Raw genomic sequence first — 23879 nt, forward strand, 5'->3', positions numbered from 1 at the left:
TCAATCCCACAGCCTCAAGCCGTCGCCTTGGCCAGTGCCCGATATTTGTGGAGCAGCGGTTCGGTATAGCCGTTGGGCTGCGCCACGCCCTCGAAGATCAGGGCGCGAGCCGCCTGCCAGGCAAGGCTGTCCGGGTTGCCGCTCATCGGCCGGTAGAGCGGGTCGCCCGCATTCTGGGCATCGACCTTGGCGGCCATGCGGGTGAAGGCGGCGTCGACCTGCTCCTTCGTGCAGACGCCGTGAAGCAGCCAGTTCGCCATATGCTGCGAGGAGATGCGCAGCGTGGCGCGGTCCTCCATCAGGCCGATGTCATGGATGTCGGGAACCTTGGAGCAGCCGACGCCCTGATCGATCCAGCGGACGACATAGCCAAGGATGCCTTGCGCATTATTGTCCAGTTCCTGGGCGATTTCCTCTTCCGACCAGTTGCGGCCCGGCTGCGCGACCGGAATGGCCAGCAGCTTGTCGAGGGGTGCGATGGCCTCGGCCTTGCGTTCCGCCTGGCGGGCGAAGACGTCGATGCGGTGATAATGAGTCGCGTGCAGCGTCGCCGCCGTGGGGGACGGAACCCAGGCCGTGTTGGCGCCGCTCCTGGGATGGCCGACCTTCTGGTCCAGCATGTCGGCCATGCGATCCGGCGCGGCCCACATGCCCTTGCCGATCTGGGCGCGGCCCGACAGGCCGCAGGCGAGGCCGATCTGGACGTTGCGGTCCTCGTAAGCCGCGATCCAGTCGCTGGTCTTCATCTCGCCCTTGCGGATCATCGGGCCGGCGCGCATCGATGTGTGCATCTCGTCCCCGGTGCGGTCCAGGAAGCCGGTGTTGATGAAGACGATGCGGTTCCTCACCGCCTCGATGCAGGCGGCCAGATTGGCGGAGGTGCGGCGCTCCTCATCCATGACGCCGACCTTCAGGGTGTGGCGGTTGAGGCCCAGCAGGTCTTCGATGGCGTCGAACAGGCGGTTGGTGAAGCCGACTTCTTCGGGGCCGTGCATCTTCGGCTTGACGATATAGACGCTGCCGGTGCGGCTGTTGCCGCCTTCACGCTTCAGATCATGCAGGGCGATCAGCGTGGTGACGATGCCGTCGAGAATGCCTTCGGGCGCTTCCTGCCCGTTGGCGAGCAGGACGGCGGGCGTGGTCATCAGATGGCCGACATTGCGGACGAACAGCAGGCTGCGGCCCGGCAGGGTGAAGGTGCTGCCGTCGTGCGCGGTATAGCCGCGGTCGGGGTTGAGGGCGCGGGTCATCATGGCGCCGTTCTTCTCGAACGTGTCGGTGAGGTCGCCCTGCATCAGGCCGAGCCAGTTGGAATAGGCGGCGACCTTGTCCTCCGCGTCGACGGCGGCGACGGAGTCCTCGAGATCGCAGATGGTGGTGAGCGCGGATTCGAGGATGACGTCGGCTATGCCCGCCGGATCGTCCTTGCCGATGGGGTGCGCGCGATCGAAGACGACTTCGATGTGCAGGCCATTATGGCGGAAGAGTCGGCCCTTCTCGCTCCGTCCGAGATATTGGCCGGGATCGGCAAGCTGGATGTCGTCGCTGGCGAGCTTGGCCCAGGAGCCGTTAGCGAGCGGTATCGCTTCGTCCAGGAAAGCCTTCGCCCAGGCGATGACCTGCGCGCCGCGCTGCGCGTCATAGCCCTTGCCAGCCGCCGAGCCGGGAATCGCGTCGGTGCCGTAGAGCGCGTCATAGAGGCTGCCCCAGCGCGCATTGGCGGCGTTCAGCAGGAAACGGGCGTTGAGGATGGGAACGACCAGCTGCGGTCCGGCGAGGCGCCCTATTTCCTCATCGACATTTTCGCTGCCGATCTGAAACGGCGCAGGTTCGGGGACGAGATAGCCGATGTCGCGCAGGAATGCCTGATAGGCGGCAGCGTCAACAGGCTGGCCCGCCCTTTCCCGATGCCAGCCGTCGATCTGCGCCTGGATCGCGTCGCGCTTGGCCAGCAGCGCCGCATTTTCCGGCGCGAATTGCGCGAAGATCGCGGCGGCGCCACGCCAGAAAGCACCGGCATCGATGCCCGTGCCGGGAAGCGCGCGCTCCTCGATGAAGGTGGCGAGTTGCTGCGCGACCTTGAGGCCCGCGCGATCGGTCATGCTGGTCATGGGATGGTCTCCTTTGGGCGGGACCATAGACGGGGCGCATTATGCGCGGTAGATGATATTATTCGAATTCAGATTTTCCTCTGGTGAAACAAATGATGGACCCGGATTATGATCTTTTCGCGACGATCGTGGACGAAGGCGGCATGGCGGCGGCGGGACGAAGATTGCATGTCTCGCCCGCCATGGTGTCGAAGCGGCTGGTCCGGCTGGAGGATCGGCTGGGCACCCGGCTGATCCACCGGACGACGCGGCGGCTGGCGCTGACTCCGGCCGGCGAACGGCTGCATGAAGACCTGCGCGCGATCATGGCCGCGCTGGACGCGGCGGAGCGGCGCGTCTCCGGCGCTTCGGCGGAGGCGACAGGGACGCTACGGGTATCCGCGCCGACATCCTTCGGGCGCATGCACGTCGCACCCTATCTGGGCCGGTTTCTGGAGGCGCACCCCAAGGTCCGGATGCAGATAGATTTGTCGGACGACTATGCCGACCTGCTGGCGACCCGCGCGGACTTGGCCATCCGCATCACGGCCGATCCAGGCCAGGGCCTTGCCGCTCATCGGCTGGCGACCAACCGGCGCGTGCTATGCGCTGCCCCCGATTATCTGACGCGCTTCGGCATGCCGCAGACCGCCGCCGATCTTCGCAAGCACCGCCTGCTGGCGGCGGAGGGACAATTGCCCTGGCGCCTGCTCGGACCCAGGGGCCCGGTCCTGATCGAAGGCGACAGCCATGTCCGCACCAACAGCAGCGAAATGGTCCGGGAACTGGCGCTTTCCGGGGTGGGCGTCGCCCTGCGCTCGCTCTGGGACGTGAGCGACGCCCTGGAGCGGGGCGATATTCGGCAGATCATGCCGGATCATGAGGGATCGGCGGATGTCGGCCTCTATGCCGTTCATCTGCCACAGAATAATCCGCCACTCGCCATCACCGCCTTCATTGATTTTCTTGTCGGACTATATGCCCCCAGCCCGCCATGGGAGCGGTCGGGCATTGCCCGCGCGGAAAAGCGGCTTTAAGGGCCATTTCATGGACGAAAACACCCGGCGCGCCGCCCTAGACTATCACCGCTATCCGCAACCCGGAAAGCTGAGGATCGAACCGACCAAGCGCATGGTCAACCAGCGCGACCTGGCGCTGGCCTATTCGCCCGGCGTCGCCGCGCCCTGCGTCGACATTGCCGCAGATCCCGAAAAGGCGATGGACTATACCGCGCGGGGCAATCTGGTCGCGGTGATCTCCAACGGAACGGCAGTGCTGGGCCTGGGCTCCATCGGTGCGCTGGCCTCCAAGCCGGTGATGGAGGGCAAGGCCGTCCTCTTCAAGAAATTCGCAGACATCGACGTATTCGACATCGAAGTCGACACCACCGATCCCGAGAAATTCGTAGACGCCGTCGCCCTGTTGGAACCGACCTTCGGCGGCATCAATCTGGAGGACATCAAGGCGCCGGAATGCTTCGCCATAGAGGCGGAGTTGAAGAAGCGGATGAACATTCCGGTCTTCCACGACGACCAGCATGGCACCGCCATCGTGGTAGCGGCGGCGGTGCGCAATGCACTGGTGTTGCAGGGCAAGACGCTGGCGGATGCCAAGCTCGTCACCTCCGGCGCGGGCGCGGCGGCGCTGGCCTGCGTCGACCTGCTGGTGTCGATGGGCCTTCGACAAGAGAATGTCACGCTGACCGACAAGGACGGCGTCATCCATTCGGAACGCGAGGGCATGTTGCCGAACATGGCCCGCTATGCCCGCACCACCAACGCGCGGACCCTGCCCGACGTGCTGCCGGGGGCGAACCTGTTCCTGGGCCTTTCCGCGCCCGGCGTGCTGAAGCCCGAATGGCTGCCGCTGATGGCCCCCAATCCGCTGATCTTCGCGCTCGCCAATCCGGAGCCGGAGATCCGCCCCGAAGTGGCGCGGGAGGCGCGGCCCGACGCAATCATCGCCACTGGGCGGTCGGACTATCCCAATCAGGTCAACAACGTCCTGTGCTTCCCCTATATCTTCCGGGGCGCGCTGGATGCGCGGGCGACCGAGATCAACGAGGCGATGAAGGTCGCCGCCGCCGACGCCATCGCCAATCTCGCCCGCATGCCCGCCCATGACAGCGTCGCCCAGGCCTATGGCGGGCGCAAGCTGGTGTTCGGGCCGGACTATATCATCCCCACCCCCTTCGACCCGCGCCTGATCGCGGAGATCGCCTGCGCCGTGGCAAAGGCGGCCATGGACAGCGGCGTCGCCAAGCGGCAGCTCGACCTGGAAGCCTATAAGCGACAGCTCACGCAGCAGAATACGCGGTCGGCCCAGTTGATGCTGCCGGTGTTCGAGGCAGCGCGGGGAACGCAGCGGCGCATCGCCTATGGCGAGGGCGAGGATGAGCGCGTGCTGCGCGCCATTCAGGATGCGCTGGACGAAGGCATCGTCCGCCCGATCATCGTGGCGCGCCGGCGCATATTGAACCAGAAACTGCCCGACCTCGGCCTCAGCTTCGCGCTGGATCGCGATGTCGAGGTGGTCGATCCCGAAACGGACCATCTGCTGATGGGCGAACTGGTCGAGGCGTATCGCGCCGTCGCCGCGCGGCGCGGCGTTTCCTCGGCAGAGGTCGTGCGCCATGTCTACCGCCGGCCCAGCGTCACGGCGGCCATGCTGCTGCGCACCGGACGGGTCGATGCGGCGCTGGTGGGCGGCAACAGCGAATATTGGGGCGAGGTCGAACATGTGCTGCGCATCATCGACCGCACCCCGGGCAACAGCCGGGTCTATGCGCTTTCCGGCCTTATCCTGGACGCGGGCGCGCTGTTCATCACCGACACCCATATGGTGCCCGATCCCACGCCCGACCAGATTGCGGAAATGGCGCTGCTTGGCGCGACTGAACTCAAGCATTTCGGGCTGACGCCGCGCGTGGCGCTGCTGTCGCATTCCAATTTCGGCGCGTCCCATTCCCCCAGCGCCCGCAAGATGCGGGAGGCGCTCAAGCTGGTGAAGAAGGCCGCGCCGGAACTGATGGTCGATGGCGAGATGCATGCCGATGCAGCGCTCAGCCAGGGATTGCGGGAGCGGCTGATCCCGGATTCGCGGTTCGAGGGGCCGGCCAACCTGCTGGTCATGCCCAATCTCGACGCGGCGAACATCACGCTGACGGCGCTGTCGGCTTCCTCCAGTTCGCCTACTGTCGGGCCGATGCTGGTCGGTCTGGCGCAGCCGATCCATGTGCTGACGCCCGGCGTGACGGCGCGCGGCATCCTGAACCTTACCGCCATAGCCGCAGCGGAGGTGGAACGGGAAGGCTGAAGCCTTAACCTTTTTCTGCAATGGCTTGGGCTGCTACGGGTCGTCATCCCCGCCCCCGCGCGGATGACGACGATCTGAGGTAACGAACGGTTCATGGCGGGACGGGTTTCAACGCGGGTGAAGCTGGCGATCGGCGGCGGTGCGGCGGCGGTGATGCTGTTGCTGGGCCTGTCGTTCGGCCGCGGGCGCGATCTCCCTCCGCAGGGCAGGACAAGCGCTCAAAGGAGTGAAGCGCCGAAGCCGGCCAGGTCATCCCCACCGGTCGAGCGCACCCGCGCCCAGCCCCTCGCGGTCGATCCGCACGCCCTGATGGTCAGGCGGGTGCTCCCCATCGAAGGCCCTTTCCGCCATGGCGATTATGTCTGGGACGAAAGCGGCGCGCCGGCGACCGGAAGGGTCATCATCACGGTTGACCTCAAGGCGCAGACATTGTCGGTATTCCGCGCCGGTTATGAGATCGGATCGGCGGTCATCCTCTATGGCGCGGACGACAAGCCCAGTCCCCTTGGCGCGTTCCCGATCACGGAAAAGGACGCCGATCATTATTCGCGGACCTACAACAACGCGCCGATGCCCTACACGTTGCGCCTGACCAGCGACGGCGTGGCGATCCACGGCAGCGACGTCCAGTGGGGCAATGCCACCCATGGCTGCATCGGTGTGCCAAAGCCGTTCGCGAAAAAGCTGTTCGGCGTGACCAAGGTGGGCGACCTGGTCGTCATCACCAATGGCAGGATGCTGGACACCAGCCAGGCCCGACAGGCCATGTGAGTTGCGCAACTTATTGGCGTAATTGCAATAAAGTCATGTGATGATAACTTGATTTCAATCCGCAACTCTATCATGTGCGGACGGCATTCCTATCGCATCGCAACATGGAGCAACCGATGGCGCAGGCCAGCCGCGCGGTTCACCCCGCTCTCGTCATTCTCGCGCTCTCCATGGGCGCCTTCGCCATCGGCACGACCGAATTCGCGGCGATGAGCCTGCTGCCCTTTTTCGCGGGCGATCTGCGTATCAGCGAACCCATGGCGGGCCATGCCATCAGCGCCTATGCGCTGGGCGTGGTGGTGGGCGCACCGCTGATCGCCGTGCTGGGCGCGCGGCTGCCCCGGCGGAAGCTGCTGATCGGGCTGATGGCATGGTTCGCGATAGGCAATGCGCTCAGCGCCCTGTCGCCCGACTATACGACCATGCTGTTGTTCCGCTTCCTGAGCGGTCTGCCCCATGGCGCCTATTTCGGCGTCGCGGCGCTGGTGGCGGCGTCCCTGGTGCCGAATGACCGGCGCGCGCTGGCGGTGGCGCAGGTGATGACGGGCCTGACGGTCGCCACCGTGGTCGGCGTGCCGGTGGCGAACTGGACGGGGCAGGCGCTGGGGTGGCGCTGGGGCTTTGGCATCGTGGCGTTGCTGGCGGTGATCACGGTGACGCTGGTGGCGATCTATGCGCCGCGCGACGCCGGCGATCCGGAGGCCAGCCCGATGCGCGAACTGGGCGCGTTGCGCGAACCGCAGGTGCTGCTGACGCTGCTGACCGGCGCTATCGGCTTCGGCGGGCTGTTCGCGGTTTACACCTATGTCGCCTCGACGATGATTTCCGTGACCCATGTGTCCGAGGAGTTGGTGCCGGTGGTGCTGGCGATCTTCGGCATAGGCCTGACGATCGGCAATCTGATTGCGGCATCGGCGGCGGATCGGGCGCCGAATCGGACCGCTATCGGCGTGCTGCTGTGGAGCGCGGCGTCGCTGGCGTTGTTCCCGCTGATGGCCGGCAATATCTGGAGCCTGTCGCTGGTGATTTTCCTGATCGGCTGCGGCGGGGGCCTGGGCAGCGTGTTGCAGACCCGGCTGATGGACGTGGCGGGCGATGCGCAGACGCTGGCGGCGGCGGCGCATAACGGTGCCTTCAATGTCGCCAATGCGCTGGGACCATGGCTTGGCGGGCTCGCGATCTCGGCCGGCTACGGCCTGACATCGACCGGGTGGATCGGCGCGGGATTGGCCTTGGGGGGCTTGGCGGTCTTCCTGCTGGCCTTGAACCTGCGCCAAAGGTCCTTGCGCTTGGCGGCGGTAGCCTGCGAGTAAGTCCTCCAACACATCCCGCACTCCGCCGTTCGCCGGAGCATGACAGGGTCCGAAGCGTCTAGTCCGACTCGCATAGCAGCCCGCCACCACTGTCGCGGGCCTGGAAAGCCGATGCGGCGTCGCTCGCCACGCGGGGGAAACTGACGCCTTCGAGGGAGCCCCTTCCCTTGCAGACATTCGCGCAGTTCATGTCGACAACGCCCGGCAGCGACAGTTGATCGCCGTCATATTGGGCCACCACGATGCAATGATCGCTATGGGAGAAGCTGAGGATCAGCTTGTCGCCCGCTGGCCGCGCGGAGCCCCTGCCTGCACAGCTCTGATCCTCCCCGAAGGTCGCCTCCAGGCCGAAGCGATAGTCGCCATTTTTGGCCGGGACTACGCAAAGCGCATCGCGACCGGCTTCATGATTGCGCTGGTAGAGGCCGATGGCAGGCACCTTGGCCGCATCAGCGATCACGCCGGTTTCGATCGCTGCACGTTCGAGGCCGGAACTGGTCTGTATGCCGGTTTCGCGCGGCCCCTGTGCGGGCGCAGCCTCACGCTGGCACGCCGCGAGCAACAGCAATGCGGCAAGGCTAGTCGGCCGCATCGACAGCTGTCAGGCCTTCCGGGCCGATGCGGCGGAAGAAGCAGGAGCGCGCGCCGGTGTGACAGGTGGGACCTGCGGGTAGGGCCTTCACCCAGACAGCGTCCTGGTCGCAATCGATGCGAAGATCGCGCACCTGCAACATATGGCCGGACGTCTCGCCCTTCTTCCAGAGCGACTGGCGGCTGCGCGACCAGAAATGCGCAAGGCCGGTATCGCGGGTAAGCTGAAGCGCCTCCGCATTCATATGCGCGACCATCAGCAGTTCCCCGCTGTCCACATCGGTCACGACGGCCGTGATCAGGCCGTCCTTGTCATATTTGGGATTGAGGGTCAGTCCCCGGTCACGTGCTTCGTCCATGAAGGCGGCTATAGAGGGCGGTGGCCCTCGTGCGAAGCCCTGAATGATGAAGAGCCGTCGCGGGAAAGAAGGAGAGCAGTTTCGACTGGCTGAGCGTGAACCAGGGACGAAGGCGACCAGGCGCCCCTCGCGCAAATTCATCCAGCGAAGAAGGAAAATGGGGCGATCGACGGGATCCGAACCCGCGACCTCCGGTACCACAAACCGGCGCTCTAACCAACTGAGCTACGATCGCCACAGGGGCTGTGCCCCTTGAGAGAAAGGCCACATATGCGGCCCTTCCCGCGCCGTCAAGCGGCCTGATGCGGAAAAAGCCGCAATGCCGAAATAAAAAGAAAAGGGGTGAGAAGCGTGATGCCCCCACCCCTTTTCATGCCCTGGAAGATCAGCGCGCATGAGAGCCCCGCTCCCTGCTGCCGCGCTCAAATCCGGCAGTCTCTCTCCGATAAAAATTCCGCCAACCGCGATGCCGGCTCGAAAACGGACCGAGGCGCTCCGCCGTGGAGCGCCCCTTGAAAATCCTTAGTTGACCGAGTCCTTCAGGCCCTTGCCGGCCTTGAACTTGGGCTGGGCCGAAGCCTTGATCGTCATCGTCTCGCCCGTGCGCGGGTTGCGGCCGGTCGAGGCCTTGCGCTGCGAAACGGAGAAAGTGCCGAAACCGACCAGACGAACTTCATCCCCCTTCTTCAGGGCTCCGGTGATGGCGTCGAAAACACCCTCGACGGCCTTGCTGGCGTCGCTCTTGGAAAGGCCGCTGCTTTCAGCGACTGCGCTGATAAGATCCTGCTTGTTCATGCCTTGGGAACCCCCTTCTAGCTGTTTGGATAGTTTAGGAATCGCGGCGTAGGCGGCGCAATAAGGCCCAGCTTTCGGGCCTTGTCAAAGGGAAAGCGGCGTCGGCGGCCGGTCAAGCAAGATTTTATGGTAAAAGCTTGCTGAATAGCCGTGCGACGCCGCTTTCCTTAGTCAGCTTAGTGACGAATGGACGCTTCCCCGTCCCGCCCCTGCGCCGGGTTCGGCTGGGCGGCAAGGTCATCCTCCTCGGTCCACGCGATCGCTTCCGGCTTGCTCATCAGTGCGCGGGCCAGCACCTCATCGACATGGGACACGGGAACGATCTCCAGCCCTTCCTTGATATTGGCCGGAATCTCCGCCAGATCCTTCTCGTTTTCCGCAGGGATCAACACCGTCTTGATGCCGCCGCGCAGCGCCGCAAGCAGCTTTTCCTTGAGGCCGCCGATAGGAAGGACGCGGCCCCGCAGCGTGACTTCACCGGTCATCGCCACATCCTTGTGCACCGGAATGCCGGTCAGGGTCGACACGATGGTCGTCACCATGCCGATGCCTGCCGAGGGGCCATCCTTGGGCACCGCGCCTTCGGGAAGGTGGATGTGGATGTCCTTGCGGGTGAAGATGCTGGGCTTGATCCCGTAGCCGGGCGAGCGCGCCTTCACATAGGAGAAGGCGGCCTGGACCGACTCGTTCATGACCTCGCCCAGCTTGCCGGTGGTCTTGATCGCGCCCTTGCCGGGCACGGTCACCGCTTCGATGGTCAGCAGTTCGCCGCCCACCTCGGTCCACGCCAAGCCCGTCACCGCGCCGATCTGATGCTCTTCCTCACCCACGCCGTGGCGGAATTTACGAACGCCGGCATAGTCCGCCAGATTGTCCGGCGTGATCGTCACCTTGTCATAGGCGCCTTCGAGGATCTTGCGCAGCGCCTTGCGGGCGAGGCGCGCCACTTCGCGCTCCAGCGTGCGGACGCCGGCTTCGCGGGTGTAGTAGCGGATCAGATCGCGAACCGCCTCCTCCGTGACGTCGAGTTCGCCTTCCTTCAGGCCGTGGGCGTCGATCTGCTTGGGCAACAGATGCCGCTGGGCGATCTCGACCTTTTCATCCTCCGTATAGCCTTCGAGCCGGATGATCTCCATGCGGTCGAGCAAAGGCTGCGGCAAATTCAAAGAGTTGGCGGTGGTCACGAACATGACGTCTGAAAGGTCGACGTCGATCTCCAGATAATGATCCTGGAACTTGCTGTTCTGTTCGGGGTCCAGCACCTCCAGCAGCGCGGAGGCGGGGTCGCCGCGAAAATCCTGTCCCAGCTTGTCGATTTCGTCCAGCAGGAAGAGCGGGTTCATCGTCCCGGCCTTCTTGAGGTTGGTCACGATCTTGCCCGGCAACGAACCGATATAGGTGCGGCGGTGCCCCCGGATTTCCGCTTCGTCGCGCACGCCGCCCAGCGACTGGCGCACGAACTCCCGTCCGGTCGCCTTGGCGATCGAACGGCCGAGCGAGGTCTTGCCGACGCCCGGAGGCCCGACGAGGCACAGGATGGGGCCCTTCAGCTTGTTGGTGCGCGCCTGCACCGCGAGATATTCGATGATCCGGTCCTTGACCTTCTCCAGCGCGAAATGATCCTCATCGAGGATCGCCTGCGCCTTTTTGAGGTCGGTCTTGACCTTGCCCTTCTTGCCCCAGGGCAGGCCCAGCAGCACGTCGAGATAGTTGCGCACCACCGTGGCTTCGGCGGACATGGGCTGCATGCCCTTGAGCTTCTTCAGCTCCGCCGTCGCCTTGGCGCGGGCTTCCTTGCTCAGCTTGGCCTTGGCGATCTTCTCGGTGAGTTCAGCGAGTTCGTCGCCTTCTTCGCCATCGCCATTGCCCAGTTCGCGCTGGATCGCCTTCAACTGCTCATTGAGATAATATTCGCGCTGGGTCTTCTCCATCTGCCGCTTCACGCGGCCGCGAATCTTCTTCTCCACCTGGAGCACGCCCAATTCGCCCTCCATGAAGGCGAAGACCATTTCGAGGCGCTTGACCGGGTCGGCTTCGACCAGCAGCGACTGCTTGTCGGCGACCTTGACGTTGATGTTGGCGGCGACGGCATCGGCCAGACGCCCCGCATCCTCGATCTCGCGCAACTGCACGGGGGTTTCTGCCGGCAGCTTCTTGTTGAGCTTGGCGTAATTTTCGAACTGCTCCGCCACCGAACGCATCAGCGCGGCGGCCTCCGGCCCTTCGGCGTCGATTTCCTCGACCGCCGTCACATCCGCGACCATATGGCCGTCGGCCTGTCCGATGCCGTCCAGCCGGGCGCGCTGCTTGCCCTCCACCAGCACGCGAACGGTGCCGTCGGGCAGCTTCAGCAATTGCAGCACCACGGCGATGACGCCGGTGTCGTAGAGCGAATCCTGGCCCGGATCATCCTCCGCCGGGTCGAGCTGCGACACGAGGAAGATTTCCTTGTCGCCTTCCATCGCCGATTCGAGCGCGGCCACGCTCTTGTCGCGGCCCACGAACAGCGGCACGATCATCTGCGGGAAGACGACGATGTCGCGCAGAGGAAGCAGGGGATATTGCGTAGTCATTCACTCTCCGGGGTGACATTCCACCCAGTCATGCGGTTCATCGCCTTTATGGGGATGGTCGCCGCATGGTTCAATCATGCGTTATGGGATCGCAATGATGAATAAAGGCTGATCCCCGGCACGCTCACGATCAGAAAGGCAGTTTGAAGCCGGGCGGCAGCGGCAGGCCGGCGGTCATCTTGCCCATTTCGCCGCTGGACACTTCATCCGCCTTCTTGCGCGCATCGTTGAACGCGGCGGTAATAAGGTCCTCCAGCATCTGCTTTTCCGACACGGCGAGCAGGCTGTCGTCGATGGCGACGCCCAATATGCGCCCCTTGGCCGAGGCGCGGACCTTGACCAGTCCGCCGCCTGCGCTGCCCTCCACCTCCAGCTTGTCGAGATTTTCCTGAGCGCGTTGCAGTTCCTCCTGCACGCGGCTCGCCATGCCCAATATTTCGTTCAGATCCTTCATCGCTCTGCACTCCATTGTTCGAGCTCGTCGCCAAGCTCGGCATCGGGGAAAGCAGCCAACGCCGCCTTGACCACCGGGGTTTCCATGATTTCCGCACGGGCATCCGCCGCCTTGCGCATTTCCTGTTCCAGCAGGGTCGGCGCAGCAGGACCGTCGACGGCGCTGACGCGCCAGGCCGTGCCGGTCACCTCGCGCAGCGCCGGGTTCAGGCGGGCAAGGAAATCGGACGACAGGGAAGGCGTCGGGGCATAGTCCAGTTCCGGCGCGGCATAGCGGACAAGGCCGATGCAATCATGCATTTCCTGCGCAAGTTGCCCCTTGCCGCGCTGCCAGAAGGCTTCGATCAGCTCTTCGAAGCTGGCCGGAAGTTTCGCGGCAGGTGATCCGGAGGGTATGGCGGCAGGCGCCTGCCCCGGAGCGGCGGCCGCAGGCGCGCCTTCGCGCAGCAGGCGGGCGATCTCGCCGGGATCGGGCATGGTCGCGGCGTGCATCACGCGCAGCAGCGCCATTTCGCAGCTTTCGATCGGCAATGCCGCGCTGGCAACCTCTTCATGGCCCTTCAGCAGCAATTGCCATAGCCGGTGCAGCGGCGCGAAGCCGAGTTGCGAGGCCCAATCCGCCAGAGCCTCGCGCTCCTCCGCCGACTGGCCGGGATTGGCGATGTCGCGGCCCGCCTTCACCAGCGTCACCGCATGGACCAGTTCCAGCAGGCCACGCATCAGCGAGAGCGGCTCCACGCCAAGCGCATATTGATCGCGCACCGCGCCAAGCAGCGCGCCGGTGTCGCCTTCGAGCAGCAGGCCCAGCAGGCGGCGTGTGGCGCCCCTGTCGGAGAGGCCCAGCATGTCGCGAACCTGCATGGCGGTGACGAGCGGGGCGCCTTCGCCCATTTCCGCATGCGCTATGGCCTGGTCCAGGATGGACAGCCCGTCGCGGGCCGAACCCTCGGCCGCCTGGGCGATCAGCGCCAGCGCATCGGCTTCGGCGGCGACCGATTCCGCCTCCACCACATGGGCGAAATGGGCGGCGAGCAGTTCGGCGGGGATGCGGCGCAGGTCGAAGCGCTGGCAGCGCGACAGCACCGTCACCGGCACCTTGTTCACTTCCGTCGTGGCGAAGAGGAATTTCACATGCGCCGGCGGCTCCTCCAGCGTCTTCAGAAGCGCGTTGAAGGCGTTCTTGGACAGCATGTGAACTTCGTCGATGATATAGATCTTGTAGCGGGCCGAAACGGCGGCGTAGCGCACCGCCTCTATGATCTCCCGCACATCGTCGACGCCGGTATGGCTGGCGGCGTCCATTTCGACCACGTCGATATGGCGTCCCTCGGCAATGGCCATGCAGGGTTCGCAGACGCCGCAGGGATCGATGGTGGGACCGCCCTGCCCGTCCGGGCCGATGCAGTTCAGCGCCTTGGCGATGAGGCGCGCGGTGGAGGTTTTTCCCACGCCGCGCACGCCGGTCATCAGGAAGGCATGGGCCAGGCGTCCCCGGCGGATCGCATTGCCCAGCGTCTGGACCATCGCGTCCTGCCCGATCAGTTCCCGGAAATTGCGCGGGCGATATTTGCGCGCGAGCACGCGATAGGGCTGGGGGGAATCGGACATGCGAATCTTCTAGCCGTTCGTACGGGGCTTGGCGACCCGAAGGGCAGCCTTCATCGTTCCAACATCGAAAGAAGAAGTGGACGCCGTCAGGCCCGGTCCGAACGGATGCTGTTTGGAGGTGGGAGCCGGAACGACCCGCAGCGAAATCACTGTGGCTGCTTCCGTCAGGACCTGACCAGGTTCGCGACGACTACGTCCGCCCGACTCCCGGCGCGGCATATGGCGAAAGGTGGCGGTCATGGCAAGGGGCCAAGGAGAGGGATCGCCAGAAGAGCGCCGTATTCCCTGCAAGGTCGCGGCTTTATTCCAGCCCCGTCTTCTGCGCCTTCCCGACGAAATCCAGCGCCGCGCGGGCGGTTTCGGCTATGGCGGCTTCGGCGGCCCTGGCGTCGATGGTCGGGCGGTCGAGATAGATGGCGAGGATATATTCCTCGCCCGACGGGGCCTTTACAAGCGCCACGTCATTATAGGCGGTGCCGCAGCTTCCGGTCTTGCTGCCCGATGTCCAGCCCTTGGGCAGGCCCGCCTTGATCCGGTTGGCGCCGGTTGTGCTGGCATTGAGCCAGCCGCGCAGCTTTTCGGCGCTTTCCGGCGCGAGGTCGCGGAAGATCAGGCGGCCCATCAGGCCGGCCATGGCGGCAGGGCTGGTGGTGTCGCGCTCGTCGCCCTCGACATTCTCGTTGAGCGAGGGCTCATTGCGGTCGAGCCGCGTCACCATGTCGCCATGGGCGCGGATGAAGCGGGTCAGGCCCTCCGGCCCGCCGACCATCGGCAGCAGCAGGTTGGCGGCGCTGTTGTCGCTGACCTCCACGGCTGCCGCCGCCAGTTCCTCCATCGACATGCGGCCGCGCTTCGCATTCTTCCTGACGACCGGGGCATAGTCCAGGAGATCGGACCTGGTGAAGCTGATCTGCCCCTCCAACCCGAACTTGCCGCCTTCCGCCCCGGTCAGCACGGCTGCGGCGAGCGGGGCCTTGAAGGTCGAACACATGGCGAAGCGCTCGTCCCGGTTGAAGCCCAGCATCAAAGCGCCCTTGCTGTCGACCAGCGCGACGCCCAGCCGGCCGCCGGTCGCGCTCTCTATCTCCTTGGGATTGCGCACGGATGCCAAAGCGGATTCGCTCACCATGTAGCGGGGCGCTGGCGGCAGGAGCGAAGGTCGCGGCGCCTCCTGCTGCGCGAAAGCCGGCGCGGCGAGCAGCAGAGCCGCAAGGATCAGGCGCTTCGACAAGCCTACATTCCCTGCATATTATAGGATTCGCCCGGAATGCGGACCGTCAGGCTGTCCAGCTTTTCGTCCAGCACGATCTGGCAGGACAGGCGGCTGGTTCGGGTCGCGGCGGCGGCAAGGTCCAGCATGTCCTCCTCATCCTCGCTCGCCCGCTTCAGCTTCGGGAAGTCGGCGGCATCGACGATGACATGGCAGGTGGAGCAGGCCATCTGCCCCTCGCAGGTTCCCTCGAGCGGCTGGCCCGCTGCCTGCGCGACCTCCAGCAACACGGCGCCCGTCGGCGCTTCGACCTCCTGCTTATGCTCTCCATCGGCGCTGATGAAGACGACCCTGGTCATGATATGCGTTCCCCGCTCTCTGTTGCCGCATGATGCGAAAAACGGTCTTCCGCTCTTTCGCACGACGCTTCATGGCGCCCATATTTGGGCTGCCCTGTTCATTGCCTCCGCCGCATCCCCCAATTCGGCCAGTGTCGTGTACCGGCCGAAGCCGATCCGCACCGATGCGCGCGCCTCCGCGTCTGAAAGGCCGAGTGCGCGCAGCACATGGCTAGGCCGCCCGGACCCACTTGCGCAAGCGCTGCCGAGCGAAAAAGCGACATCGCGGCATTCCGACAACAACCGCGCGCCGTCGACTCCTGCCCTTCGGAGGTTCAGATTGCCATGATAGCGCAAATCCTCGCTGCCGTTGACCGTCCATTGGGAGAAGAGGCCATGGGCGGCGCTCCAGAGCGCTTCCACATGCAGGCGGTCGCTTTCCGCCCGTTCGCGCATCAGCCGGGCGGCGGCCCCGAAACCCGCGCACAGGGCCGGCGAAAGGGTGCCCGAACGCAGGCCGCCCTCCTGGCCGCCGCCGTGGATGATCGGCGTGAGAGTCACGTCCTCGCGCAGCCAGAGCGCCCCGATGCCTTTCGGCCCATGAATCTTGTGGGCGCTGATCGCGATCATGTCGCAGCGGAGCGCGATGGGCACGCGGCCATAGCCCTGCACGGCGTCGCAGAGGAACAGCGCGCCTGCGCTGTGCGCAAGGTCGGCCAGCTCCGCAACAGGCTGGATGACGCCGATCTCGTTATTGACCAGCATGGCCGCGACGAGCGCCGTGCCGGGACGGATCGCCCTGGCGGCTTCTTCAAGATCGACGATCCCGTCGGGACCGACTGGCAGGATCGTGACGTCCCGACCCGCCCGGCGCAGCGCGTCGACCGTGTCGAGGACGGCGGCATGCTCGGTGGCGATGGTGACGATGCCGCCCGGCGGAGCGCCCTGGATCGCCATGTTGAGCGCCTCGGTCGCGCCGGAGGTGAAGATCAGGCGGCCGCCATCGGGCAGCAGCTTCAGGATTTCCGCGCGGGCAAGATCGACCTGCGCGGTGGCGGCGCGGCCCAGCCTGTGGGCGCTGTGCGGATTGGCGAACTGGTCGCGGAGCAGGGGGACCATCGCATCGAAGGCTTCGGGCGCAAGAGGCGTCGTCGCCTGATAATCGAGATAGATCGTCACCGGGCCCGCCCCGCCATCCGGGTCCAGGCCGCGGCGAAGCGATCCAGATCCTTCTCGCTCGTATCCGGGCCGAAGCTGACCCGGACGACTTCGCCCGCCCGCGCATCGTCCCAGCCCATGGCATGGAGGACATGGCTGGTCTTGAGCGAACCCGAAGAACAGGCGCTGCCGGCCGAAACGGAAATGCCGGCGAGGTCGAACTGGATAAGCTGGGCGCGGGCGGAAAGGCCGGGCATGCGATAGCTGGCGATGGTCGGGATGCGCGGGGCATTGCGGGCGACGATCTCTCCGCCGGCCGCTTCGATGGCGGCGTCGAGCCGCGCGCGAAGGATCGCGGCTTTGGAAAGCCAGTCCGTGCGCGCGTCGAGCGCCGCCGCCATGGCGAGGATGGCGGGCAGGTTTTCGGTGCCGGGGCGATAGCCCTGCTCCTGGCCGCCGCTCGGGCGGATCAGCGCAAGATCCTTGATCAGAAGCGCGCCCGTGCCCGGAGGACCGCCGAATTTATGCGCGCTGATCGCGATCATGTCGGCATCCGGGAGGGGGAGTTTGCCTGCACTCTGGGCGCAGTCCGCGAAAAGGACGGCGCCCTTGCGGTCTATCGCATCGAGAGGCTGGATGACCCCGGTTTCGTTGTTGACATGCTGGATGGCAAGGATGGTCTCATGCCCCTCCTCCTCGCAAAGGGGGGAAGTACCAAGGAGAAGGCCATTTGCGTCCACCTGAAGCCGCTCGGCCTGGGGCGTGACGCGCAGGACCGAATCATGTTCGACGGGAGAGGTCAGGATGCGGTCAAAGCTGGCGCGGCCCAGCGCGATGGCGATGGCTTCGCTCGCGCCGGAGGTGAAGATGATCTGCCCGCCCCATCCCAGCGCCGCGCCGATGCGCCGCCGGGCATCCTCCAGCAGGGCGCGGGCGGCGCGGCCATCGCCATGGGGGCTGGACGGGTTGGACCAGTTCTCCATCGCCTCGACCATCGCTGCCCTTGCCTGGGGCAGGATCGGCGTTGTGGCGGCGTGATCCAGATAGAGACGGTCGGAAGCCACGGATTTGGGAAGACTCATTGATTGCGGAAATGGTGGCGACTTCTATATAGGCGGTCTGTCGCGCAGCGCCAGCACTGGCTGCTGCGCCCTCTCCATTCGCGGCTCGCCCGGTTTCGGGTTGGGCCGCCCAGAACCATAACAGGTGCCATGCCCGACGTTATTTTCCCCGGACCCGAAGGTCGCCTCGAAGGCCGCTTCAGCCCGCCGCCCCGCCCCCGCGCGCCCGTCGCGATGATCCTGCATCCGCACCCGCAGGGCGGCGGCACCATGAACGACCGCATCACCCAGGCGCTCTACAAGACCTTCGTGCGGCGCGGCTTCGCCACCTTGCGCTTCAACTTCCGGGGCGTCGGGCGCAGCCAGGGAACGTTCGACAACGGCATTGGCGAGCTGAGCGATGCCGCGGCGGCGCTCGACTGGGTGCAGAGCTTCCATCCGGAGGCGCAGACGACCTGGATCGCGGGCTTCTCCTTCGGCGCGTGGATCGGCATGCAGTTGCTGATGCGGCGGCCCGAAATCCGGGGCTTCATCTCGGTCGCGCCGCCAGCGAACATGTATGACTTCTCCTTCCTGGCGCCCTGCCCCTCCTCCGGCATCATCGTGCAGGGGACGGCGGACGAGGTCGTGACGGCAAGCGCCGTGCAGAAGCTGGTGGACAAGCTGCGCACGCAGAAGGGCATCACCATCCACCATGACGAAATCCGTGGCGCGAACCATTTTTTCGAGCATGAACTGGACCAGCTCATGAAATCGGTCGACAATTATCTCGACATGCGCCTGTCGCCGGATTCTCCGATCCGATAAGGCGATTGCCGCTGTTCGAGGTGGAGGGGCTGCTGCGGCGGCCCCTTTTCTTTTGGCCCATCGTACATGGTCCTCCCGCAAGGGAATGGAAGCTGCGGTTGAGGCGGCTGAGGAATTTTGCGCTTGGCCCGTCGGCATGCGGGCTTTAGCGGCAGCGCCCCATGACCGATCCGAAGAACGACGTCCGCCTGATCTGGAGCCGCTATTACAGCGCCTTTGTTCCCGCTCCCGCCGGTCCCGGCTTCCTGGACCGGCTGAAGGCGGCGAGCGGCGCCATTGGCGGCATCGCCGTTACCGGGCTGCTCTGCGGACTGATGCTGGGAAACGGGATCGCCCATCCACTGCTGGTCGCCCCCATGGGCGCATCGGCGGTGCTGCTTTTTGCCGTGCCCGCCAGTCCACTGGCCCAGCCCTGGCCGGTATTGGGCGGCAATATCATATCGGCACTGGTCGGAGTCATGGTGGTCCGGCTGATCCCCGATCCCACCATCGCCGCCGCGCTGGCGGTAGGCTGCGCGATCGGCGCCATGTCGGTGCTGCGCTGCCTCCACCCGCCCGGAGGCGCCGTCGCCCTCTCCGCCGTACTGGGCGCGACGCATGGCGCGCCGAGCTATATGTTCGCGATCGTGCCTGTCGGCGTGAACACGGCGCTGCTCGTGACCGTCGCAATCCTCTTCCACCGGCTGGCCGGGCACAGCTATCCCCATGTCGCGGCCAAGGCGGCGACCACCCATGGCACCAGCGACCCCGCGCCGATCCTGCGCACGCCGTCCGAACAGGACGTGGAGGAAGCGCTGAACGCCTATGGCGACAGGCTGGACGTAAATGCGGCCGACTTGCAGGCGGTGCTGCACGATGCGGAAATGCGGGCGGCCGAGCGGACGCATGGCAGGCTGGCGTGCGGCGAGATCATGTCGCGCGATGTCGTCACCGTGCGGGCGGGCCAGCCGGTGGCCGCGGCGCGGCAATTGCTCCACGAACGGCGGCTGCTGTCGCTTCCCGTGCTGGACGATGCCGGCCGGGTTCAGGGCGTGGTGGGCCCGCTGGATCTGGCGAGAGAGGGCGGGCGGGTGCAGGACATCGCGTCCGAGCCCTATATCGTGCATGTGGACACGCCCGTGGCGGCTCTGCTGCGGCCATTGACCAGCGGTGCCCGGCGCGAGGCGATCGTGGTCGATGACGATCGGCGGCTATGCGGACTAGTTACCCAGACCGACCTGCTGACGGCGATGGCCTTTCGCGCCTAGCGGGCGTTTTCCAGCACCGGCAGGTCCGGCCCGGGAATCGCGGAGATGGCGACATTGCCGAACATCACCAGTCCGGCGAGGATCATCAGCGTGCCCCGTTTGCGGTTGCCCTTCTTCACGATGGCGTAGGCGCCGCCGCCGATCAGCGCCATGCCTGCGAGCATCAATATGGATAAAATCGTGCCAGCCATGAAGCAGGCCATAGGTCGGCCGGTGGACTGTGGCAATATCGCGGCGCTGCCCCTATGAGGCGCGGGAACGAATCACCTTTTGCGTGAGTGGACAACCTTATCGTGAAAATCGCCATCGCTTCCGACCATGCCGCCGTCGATTTGAAGGCGGAACTTGCCGACTGGCTGCGCGGCGAAGGGCATGAGGTCGACGATCTGGGTCCAGCGACTGCCGACCGCGTGGATTATCCCGATTTCGGTTACAAGCTGGCGAAGGCGGTGGCGTCCGGCGCCGCCGAACGTGGCATTGCGCTCTGCGGATCGGGCATCGGCATTTCCATCGCCGTGAACCGCAACCCCGCCTGCCGCTGCGCTCTGGTGTCGGAGCCGTTGTCGGCCGCGCTCAGCCGCGAGCATAATGATGCCAATGTCCTCGCCATGGGGGCGCGCCTGACCGGCGTCGACATGGCCAAGGCCTGCGTCTCCGCCTTCCTTTCCACCGATTTCGGCGGTGGCCGCCATGCCGGCCGCGTTGAAAAGCTCTCCCATCCCGCGCTTTAAGGAGCCTGCCCTATGAGCACCGCTACCCTCACCCAGCCCGACCTGTCGGACATCCGCTCCGAAGGCTATTTCACGCGCAGCCTGGCCGATGCCGATCCGGCGGTGTTTGCAGGCGTCACCAGGGAATTGAAGCGCGAGCAGAACCAGATCGAGCTGATCGCTTCGGAAAATATCGTATCCAGGGCGGTGCTGGAGGCGCAGGGTTCGGTCTTCACCAACAAATATGCCGAAGGCTATCCCGGCAAGCGCTATTATCAGGGCTGCGCCCCGTCGGACGAGGTCGAGCAGCTGGCCATCGACCGCGCGAAGGAAATCTTCAACTGCGGCTTCGTCAATGTGCAGCCCCATTCGGGCGCGCAGGCGAACGGCGCGGTGATGCTGGCGCTGACCAAGCCGGGCGACACCATCATGGGCCTGTCGCTCGACGCCGGCGGTCACCTGACCCATGGCGCGAAGCCCGCGCTGTCGGGCAAATGGTATAATGCCGTGCAATATGGCGTGCGCGAGGATACGCACCTCATCGATTATGACGCGCTGGAGGCGCAGGCGATCGAAGCAAAGCCCACGCTGATCATCGCAGGCGGTTCGGCCTATCCCCGCCACCTCGACTTCGCCCGCTTCCGCGCGATCGCGGACAAGGTCGGCGCGCTGCTGATGGTGGACATGGCGCATTTTGCCGGGCTGGTGGCTGGCGGGGCGCATCCGACGCCCTTTGGCCATGCCCATGTCGTGACCACCACCACGCACAAGACCCTGCGCGGTCCGCGGGGCGGCATGATCCTGACCGATGACGAGGCCATTGCGAAGAAGATCAATTCGGCGGTGTTCCCCGGCCTTCAGGGCGGGCCGCTGATGCATGTGATCGCGGCGAAGGCGGTTGCCTTCGGCGAGGCGCTGCGTCCTGAATTCAGGACCTATGCGCAGGCGATCGTCACCAATGCAAAGGCGCTGGCTTCGAAGCTGGAGCAGCGCGGCCTTGCGGTGGTTTCCGGCGGCACCGACACGCATCTCGCCCTGATCGACCTGCGTCCCTACGGCATTTCGGGCAAGGATGCGGACGAGGCGCTGGAACGCAGCTTCATCACCTGCAACAAGAATGGCGTGCCGGGCGATCCGCTGCCGCCGACCAAGACCAGCGGTATTCGGGTTGGTTCCCCTGCGGGAACGACGCGCGGGTTCGGCGTTGCGGAGTTCGAGGCCATTGGCGACATGATCGCGGATGTTCTGGAGGGGCTGCGCGATCATGGCGAGCATGGCGACGCAGCCGTGGAAGCCGATGTGCGCGACCGCGTCTCCGCCCTCTGCGCCCGTTTCCCGATCTACGAAGGGTAAGCGCCCTTGCGTTGCCCCTTCTGCGCCCATGACGACAGCCAGGTGAAGGACAGCCGCCCGACGGAGGATGGCGCCGCCATCCGCCGCCGGCGTCAGTGCGAAGCCTGCGGCGCGCGCTTCACCACCTTCGAACGGATACAGCTCCGCGACATCTGGGTGGTGAAGAGCGAGGGGCGCAAGGAAGCCTTCGACCGGGACAAGCTGGCGCGCTCCATCGGCATCGCCTGCCGGAAGCGACCGATCGATCCCAGTCGGCTGGAGAAGCTGATCTCCGGCATCCAGCGGCAGTTGGAGACGTCAGGCGACGGCGAAGTTCCAGCGCGGGCGATTGGGGAAATGGTGATGGAGGGGCTGAAACGCCTCGACAGCGTTGCCTATATCCGCTTCGCCAGCGTGTACAAGGACTTCACCGATGCTCGGGATTTCGAGGATTTCGCCTCCACGGTGAAGGAGGTCGGGAGTGATTGAGGGCTCTCATGCCTCCCTCAACCTCCGTTCGTCCTGAGTAGCCATTGAGCCTGTCGAAATGGCGTATCGAAGGACCTTGCCATGACATTCCACGCCTATATGCTGCGCTGTTCGGACGGCAGCTATTATCTGGGGCACACGGATAATCTGGAAAGCCGCATCGCTCAGCATCAAGCTGGCGAAATTGCAGGATATACGCAAAACCGACGGCCAGTGTCTCTGGTCTGGCAACAGGATTTCGGAACTCGCGAAGAAGCACTGTCCGCTGAGCAGCAGGTCAAAGGCTGGTCGCGGAAGAAAAAGGAAGCGCTGATCGCTGGCGACTGGGACATGATCAGTCTGCTCGCGCGCAAGTCCTTCGATACGGGGCTTCGACAAGCTCAGCCCCTACTCAGGACGAACGGTAACATGGAAAAAATTACGCCCCTCACGCCCGTTATCGTGCTCGTCCGCCCGCAACTTGGCGAGAATATCGGCAAGGCGGCGCGGGCCATGCTGAATTTCGGCCTGACCGAGATGCGGCTGGTGTCGCCCCGCGACGGCTGGCCCAATCCGGATGCCGGGCCGTCTGCGGCCGGCGCCGATGTGGTGTTGGACAAGGCGGAAGTGTTCGAATCGCTGGCCGACGCCGTGGCCGATTGCGCGCATGTCTATGCGACGACCGTGCGCAAGCGCGGCGTGACCAAGCCGGTGGTGACGCCCGAAGAGGCGGCGCGGGAGGTCCACGCCGTTGCCGGGCGCTCCGCCTATGTGTTCGGGCCGGAGCGGTCGGGACTGGAGACAGAGGATGTGGCGCTGGCGCGGAAAATCCTGACGGTGCCGATCAATCCGGAATTCGGATCGCTCAATCTGGCGCAGGCGGTGATCCTGTGCGCCTATGAATGGTCGAAGCAGTCCTCCCTGGAGCAGCCGACGGTGGTCGATCTGGGCGAACCGGCGCCGCAGTCGGAACTGGAAGGAATGATCGCGCAGTTCGAGAATCTGCTGGAAGGCGCAGGCTATTTCTTCCCGCCGGACCGTGCGCCCGCAACCAGGCGGACCTTGCGGAACCTGCTGACCAAGCCGGGCTGGAACCATCTGGAGGTGCGGACTTTGCGCGGAGTGTTGTCCGCATTGGGCAATCCACGGTCGCGCTGAAGGCTGGGCGCAGCCCGTTCCTGCCAAGGCAGGCGCAGGTCACATCAAGCGTTTCGTCGATCGAACTCAGTCATCTCATACGCGATCGAGGCTTCGACCAACTGATCCCACAGCTTCGCGATCGCCTCCCCGGGCAGGCCCAGCCGTTCCGCTTCGGCGCGTGCATTTGCAATGACTTCCGCCTTGCGCGTTTCGTCACGGACCGCGCCACGCTCCGGCTTGATGCGGGCGGCGGCGCGCATATGGGCGAAACGCTGGGCGAGAAGGGCGACAAGCTGGCGGTCGAGTTCGTCCACGCCTGCGCGGACTTCAGCCATGGTCGTGTAGCTTTCGGGGTTCATGGCCCGCTCACCTAAGCCGGGAACACCGGCCTGTCGAGGGTTGACATGCCCCGCGCCCTTCGTCATAGGCGCCGCTTCGCGATTGGCTCCGCATCCCGGTGAAGCGGTAGCCCTGCCCCTGAAATATGGATCGCAGGCGATACCGGGGACAACGTTATAAGCAATTGTCTTAGGAATATAT

At 65.2% G+C, this 23879-nt stretch carries 23 protein-coding genes, 1 tRNA gene and 1 other RNA gene; 10 read left to right on the forward strand and 15 right to left on the reverse strand.

All coding sequences use genetic code 11. The annotated features are described in order from the left end of the window. Positions 1-14: 14 nt before the first annotated feature. The gene (locus tag A0J57_RS22005; RefSeq protein ID WP_061940044.1) at positions 15-2111 is read right to left on the reverse strand and encodes a malate synthase G; all 2097 of its coding nucleotides are present in this window, start codon (positions 2109-2111) and stop codon (positions 15-17) included. Between the two features lie 92 nt (positions 2112-2203). Between A0J57_RS22005 and A0J57_RS22010 the strand changes: the two genes are divergently transcribed. The 4 genes from A0J57_RS22010 (at position 2204) to A0J57_RS22025 (ending at position 7489) form a co-directional block, all read left to right on the forward strand. Then, positions 2204-3127 carry a LysR family transcriptional regulator gene (locus tag A0J57_RS22010; RefSeq protein ID WP_025549823.1) on the forward strand — a complete coding sequence of 308 codons (924 nt, stop codon included), beginning with the start codon at positions 2204-2206 and terminating at the stop codon, positions 3125-3127. Between the two features lie 10 nt (positions 3128-3137). Beyond that, a complete protein-coding gene (locus tag A0J57_RS22015) occupies positions 3138-5405 on the forward strand; it encodes an NADP-dependent malic enzyme (RefSeq protein ID WP_025549824.1) in 2268 nt (755 codons plus the stop codon). 93 nt (positions 5406-5498) lie between these two features. Next, complete coding sequence (locus A0J57_RS22020) at positions 5499-6176, forward strand: L,D-transpeptidase family protein (RefSeq protein WP_061940046.1); 678 nt, start codon at positions 5499-5501, stop codon at positions 6174-6176. Between the two features lie 116 nt (positions 6177-6292). After that, a complete protein-coding gene (locus A0J57_RS22025; protein WP_061940048.1) occupies positions 6293-7489 on the forward strand; it encodes an MFS transporter in 1197 nt (398 codons plus the stop codon). 58 nt (positions 7490-7547) lie between these two features. Here the strand turns inward: A0J57_RS22025 and A0J57_RS22030 are convergent, their stop codons facing one another. The 12 genes from A0J57_RS22030 to A0J57_RS22085 form a co-directional block, all read right to left on the reverse strand. Then, positions 7548-8081, reverse strand: a complete 534-nt coding sequence (locus A0J57_RS22030) for a hypothetical protein (RefSeq protein ID WP_061940050.1) — start codon at positions 8079-8081, stop codon at positions 7548-7550. Then, on the reverse strand, positions 8068-8439 hold the full coding sequence (hisI, locus tag A0J57_RS22035; protein WP_044662087.1) for a phosphoribosyl-AMP cyclohydrolase: 372 nt from the start codon (positions 8437-8439) through the stop codon (positions 8068-8070). Before hisI ends, A0J57_RS22030 begins: the two co-directional genes overlap by 14 nt. Before the next feature lie 158 nt (positions 8440-8597). Next, positions 8598-8674, reverse strand: a tRNA-His gene (locus tag A0J57_RS22040). Between the two features lie 287 nt (positions 8675-8961). Next, on the reverse strand, positions 8962-9234 hold the full coding sequence (locus A0J57_RS22045) for an HU family DNA-binding protein (protein WP_007688799.1): 273 nt from the start codon (positions 9232-9234) through the stop codon (positions 8962-8964). 176 nt (positions 9235-9410) lie between these two features. After that, positions 9411-11807, reverse strand: coding sequence for an endopeptidase La (lon, locus tag A0J57_RS22050; RefSeq protein ID WP_044662086.1), 2397 nt, complete (start codon positions 11805-11807; stop codon positions 9411-9413). A 130-nt stretch (positions 11808-11937) separates the two neighbouring features. After that, a complete protein-coding gene (locus A0J57_RS22055) occupies positions 11938-12261 on the reverse strand; it encodes a YbaB/EbfC family nucleoid-associated protein (protein WP_061940052.1) in 324 nt (107 codons plus the stop codon). After that, entirely contained in the window at positions 12258-13868 is a 1611-nt protein-coding gene (locus A0J57_RS22060) for a DNA polymerase III subunit gamma/tau (RefSeq protein ID WP_061940054.1), read from the reverse strand. The genes A0J57_RS22055 and A0J57_RS22060 overlap by 4 nt, the downstream gene beginning before the upstream one ends. A 114-nt stretch (positions 13869-13982) precedes the next feature. Then, positions 13983-14080: signal recognition particle sRNA small type (gene ffs / locus A0J57_RS22065), an RNA gene on the reverse strand. A gap of 89 nt (positions 14081-14169) precedes the next feature. Further along, a complete protein-coding gene (gene blaSGM / locus A0J57_RS22070; RefSeq protein WP_103001355.1) occupies positions 14170-15084 on the reverse strand; it encodes an SGM family class A beta-lactamase in 915 nt (304 codons plus the stop codon). A 17-nt stretch (positions 15085-15101) separates the two neighbouring features. Then, the gene (locus A0J57_RS22075; RefSeq protein WP_025549833.1) at positions 15102-15437 is read right to left on the reverse strand and encodes a 2Fe-2S iron-sulfur cluster-binding protein; all 336 of its coding nucleotides are present in this window, start codon (positions 15435-15437) and stop codon (positions 15102-15104) included. A gap of 69 nt (positions 15438-15506) precedes the next feature. Continuing rightward, positions 15507-16595 (reverse strand): cysteine desulfurase family protein, encoded by a 1089-nt coding sequence (locus tag A0J57_RS22080; RefSeq protein ID WP_235600934.1) that lies wholly within the window; start codon positions 16593-16595, stop codon positions 15507-15509. Beyond that, positions 16592-17638, reverse strand: a complete 1047-nt coding sequence (locus tag A0J57_RS22085) for a cysteine desulfurase family protein (RefSeq protein WP_061940060.1) — start codon at positions 17636-17638, stop codon at positions 16592-16594. Before A0J57_RS22085 ends, A0J57_RS22080 begins: the two co-directional genes overlap by 4 nt. Before the next feature lie 147 nt (positions 17639-17785). Between A0J57_RS22085 and A0J57_RS22090 the strand changes: the two genes are divergently transcribed. Continuing rightward, entirely contained in the window at positions 17786-18442 is a 657-nt protein-coding gene (locus tag A0J57_RS22090) for an alpha/beta hydrolase (RefSeq protein WP_013040443.1), read from the forward strand. 161 nt (positions 18443-18603) lie between these two features. Further along, positions 18604-19689: an HPP family protein gene (locus A0J57_RS22095; protein WP_061938258.1), complete on the forward strand. Its 1086-nt coding sequence runs from the start codon at positions 18604-18606 to the stop codon at positions 19687-19689. Here A0J57_RS22095 and A0J57_RS22100 read toward each other — a convergent pair. Continuing rightward, positions 19686-19880 (reverse strand): hypothetical protein, encoded by a 195-nt coding sequence (locus A0J57_RS22100; RefSeq protein WP_061938279.1) that lies wholly within the window; start codon positions 19878-19880, stop codon positions 19686-19688. The two genes, A0J57_RS22095 and A0J57_RS22100, sit on opposite strands and share 4 nt — an antisense overlap. 102 nt (positions 19881-19982) lie before the next feature. Between A0J57_RS22100 and rpiB the strand changes: the two genes are divergently transcribed. The 4 genes from rpiB (at position 19983) to A0J57_RS22120 (ending at position 23357) form a co-directional block, all read left to right on the forward strand. Further along, complete coding sequence (rpiB, locus tag A0J57_RS22105) at positions 19983-20420, forward strand: ribose 5-phosphate isomerase B (RefSeq protein ID WP_025549838.1); 438 nt, start codon at positions 19983-19985, stop codon at positions 20418-20420. Positions 20421-20432: 12 nt separating this feature from the next. Beyond that, positions 20433-21752 (forward strand): serine hydroxymethyltransferase, encoded by a 1320-nt coding sequence (gene glyA / locus A0J57_RS22110; protein WP_061938256.1) that lies wholly within the window; start codon positions 20433-20435, stop codon positions 21750-21752. Between the two features lie 6 nt (positions 21753-21758). Beyond that, entirely contained in the window at positions 21759-22220 is a 462-nt protein-coding gene (nrdR, locus tag A0J57_RS22115) for a transcriptional regulator NrdR (RefSeq protein WP_013040447.1), read from the forward strand. An 81-nt stretch (positions 22221-22301) separates the two neighbouring features. Beyond that, a complete protein-coding gene (locus A0J57_RS22120) occupies positions 22302-23357 on the forward strand; it encodes a TrmH family RNA methyltransferase (RefSeq protein WP_076605815.1) in 1056 nt (351 codons plus the stop codon). A 44-nt stretch (positions 23358-23401) separates the two neighbouring features. On the opposite strand, the gene A0J57_RS22125 is transcribed toward A0J57_RS22120, so the two are convergent. Next, complete coding sequence (locus tag A0J57_RS22125; RefSeq protein WP_025549840.1) at positions 23402-23698, reverse strand: chorismate mutase; 297 nt, start codon at positions 23696-23698, stop codon at positions 23402-23404. Between the last annotated feature and the right edge of the window lie 181 nt (positions 23699-23879).

The sequence above is a fragment of the Sphingobium sp. 22B genome (assembly GCF_001580035.1).
GTDB lineage: Bacteria > Pseudomonadota > Alphaproteobacteria > Sphingomonadales > Sphingomonadaceae > Sphingobium > Sphingobium fuliginis.

Bases quoted from the DNA above. Each gene is read 5' to 3' on its own strand.
- A0J57_RS22090 (WP_013040443.1), top strand. From the start codon at position 17,786: ATGCCCGACGTTATTTTCCCCGGACCCGAAGGTCGCCTCGAAGGCCGC.
- A0J57_RS22025 (WP_061940048.1), top strand. From the start codon at position 6,293: ATGGCGCAGGCCAGCCGCGCGGTTCACCCCGCTCTCGTCATTCTCGCG.
- A0J57_RS22015 (WP_025549824.1), top strand. From the start codon at position 3,138: ATGGACGAAAACACCCGGCGCGCCGCCCTAGACTATCACCGCTATCCG.
- lon (WP_044662086.1), bottom strand. From the start codon at position 11,807: ATGACTACGCAATATCCCCTGCTTCCTCTGCGCGACATCGTCGTCTTC.
- A0J57_RS22095 (WP_061938258.1), top strand. From the start codon at position 18,604: ATGACCGATCCGAAGAACGACGTCCGCCTGATCTGGAGCCGCTATTAC.
- A0J57_RS22075 (WP_025549833.1), bottom strand. From the start codon at position 15,437: ATGACCAGGGTCGTCTTCATCAGCGCCGATGGAGAGCATAAGCAGGAG.
- A0J57_RS22125 (WP_025549840.1), bottom strand. From the start codon at position 23,698: ATGAACCCCGAAAGCTACACGACCATGGCTGAAGTCCGCGCAGGCGTG.
- glyA (WP_061938256.1), top strand. From the start codon at position 20,433: ATGAGCACCGCTACCCTCACCCAGCCCGACCTGTCGGACATCCGCTCC.
- hisI (WP_044662087.1), bottom strand. From the start codon at position 8,439: ATGGACGAAGCACGTGACCGGGGACTGACCCTCAATCCCAAATATGAC.
- A0J57_RS22005 (WP_061940044.1), bottom strand. From the start codon at position 2,111: ATGACCAGCATGACCGATCGCGCGGGCCTCAAGGTCGCGCAGCAACTC.
- A0J57_RS22010 (WP_025549823.1), top strand. From the start codon at position 2,204: ATGATGGACCCGGATTATGATCTTTTCGCGACGATCGTGGACGAAGGC.
- A0J57_RS22100 (WP_061938279.1), bottom strand. From the start codon at position 19,880: ATGGCTGGCACGATTTTATCCATATTGATGCTCGCAGGCATGGCGCTG.
- A0J57_RS22120 (WP_076605815.1), top strand. From the start codon at position 22,302: ATGACATTCCACGCCTATATGCTGCGCTGTTCGGACGGCAGCTATTAT.
- A0J57_RS22060 (WP_061940054.1), bottom strand. From the start codon at position 13,868: ATGTCCGATTCCCCCCAGCCCTATCGCGTGCTCGCGCGCAAATATCGC.
- A0J57_RS22055 (WP_061940052.1), bottom strand. From the start codon at position 12,261: ATGAAGGATCTGAACGAAATATTGGGCATGGCGAGCCGCGTGCAGGAG.
- A0J57_RS22020 (WP_061940046.1), top strand. From the start codon at position 5,499: ATGGCGGGACGGGTTTCAACGCGGGTGAAGCTGGCGATCGGCGGCGGT.
- A0J57_RS22030 (WP_061940050.1), bottom strand. From the start codon at position 8,081: ATGCGGCCGACTAGCCTTGCCGCATTGCTGTTGCTCGCGGCGTGCCAG.
- A0J57_RS22045 (WP_007688799.1), bottom strand. From the start codon at position 9,234: ATGAACAAGCAGGATCTTATCAGCGCAGTCGCTGAAAGCAGCGGCCTT.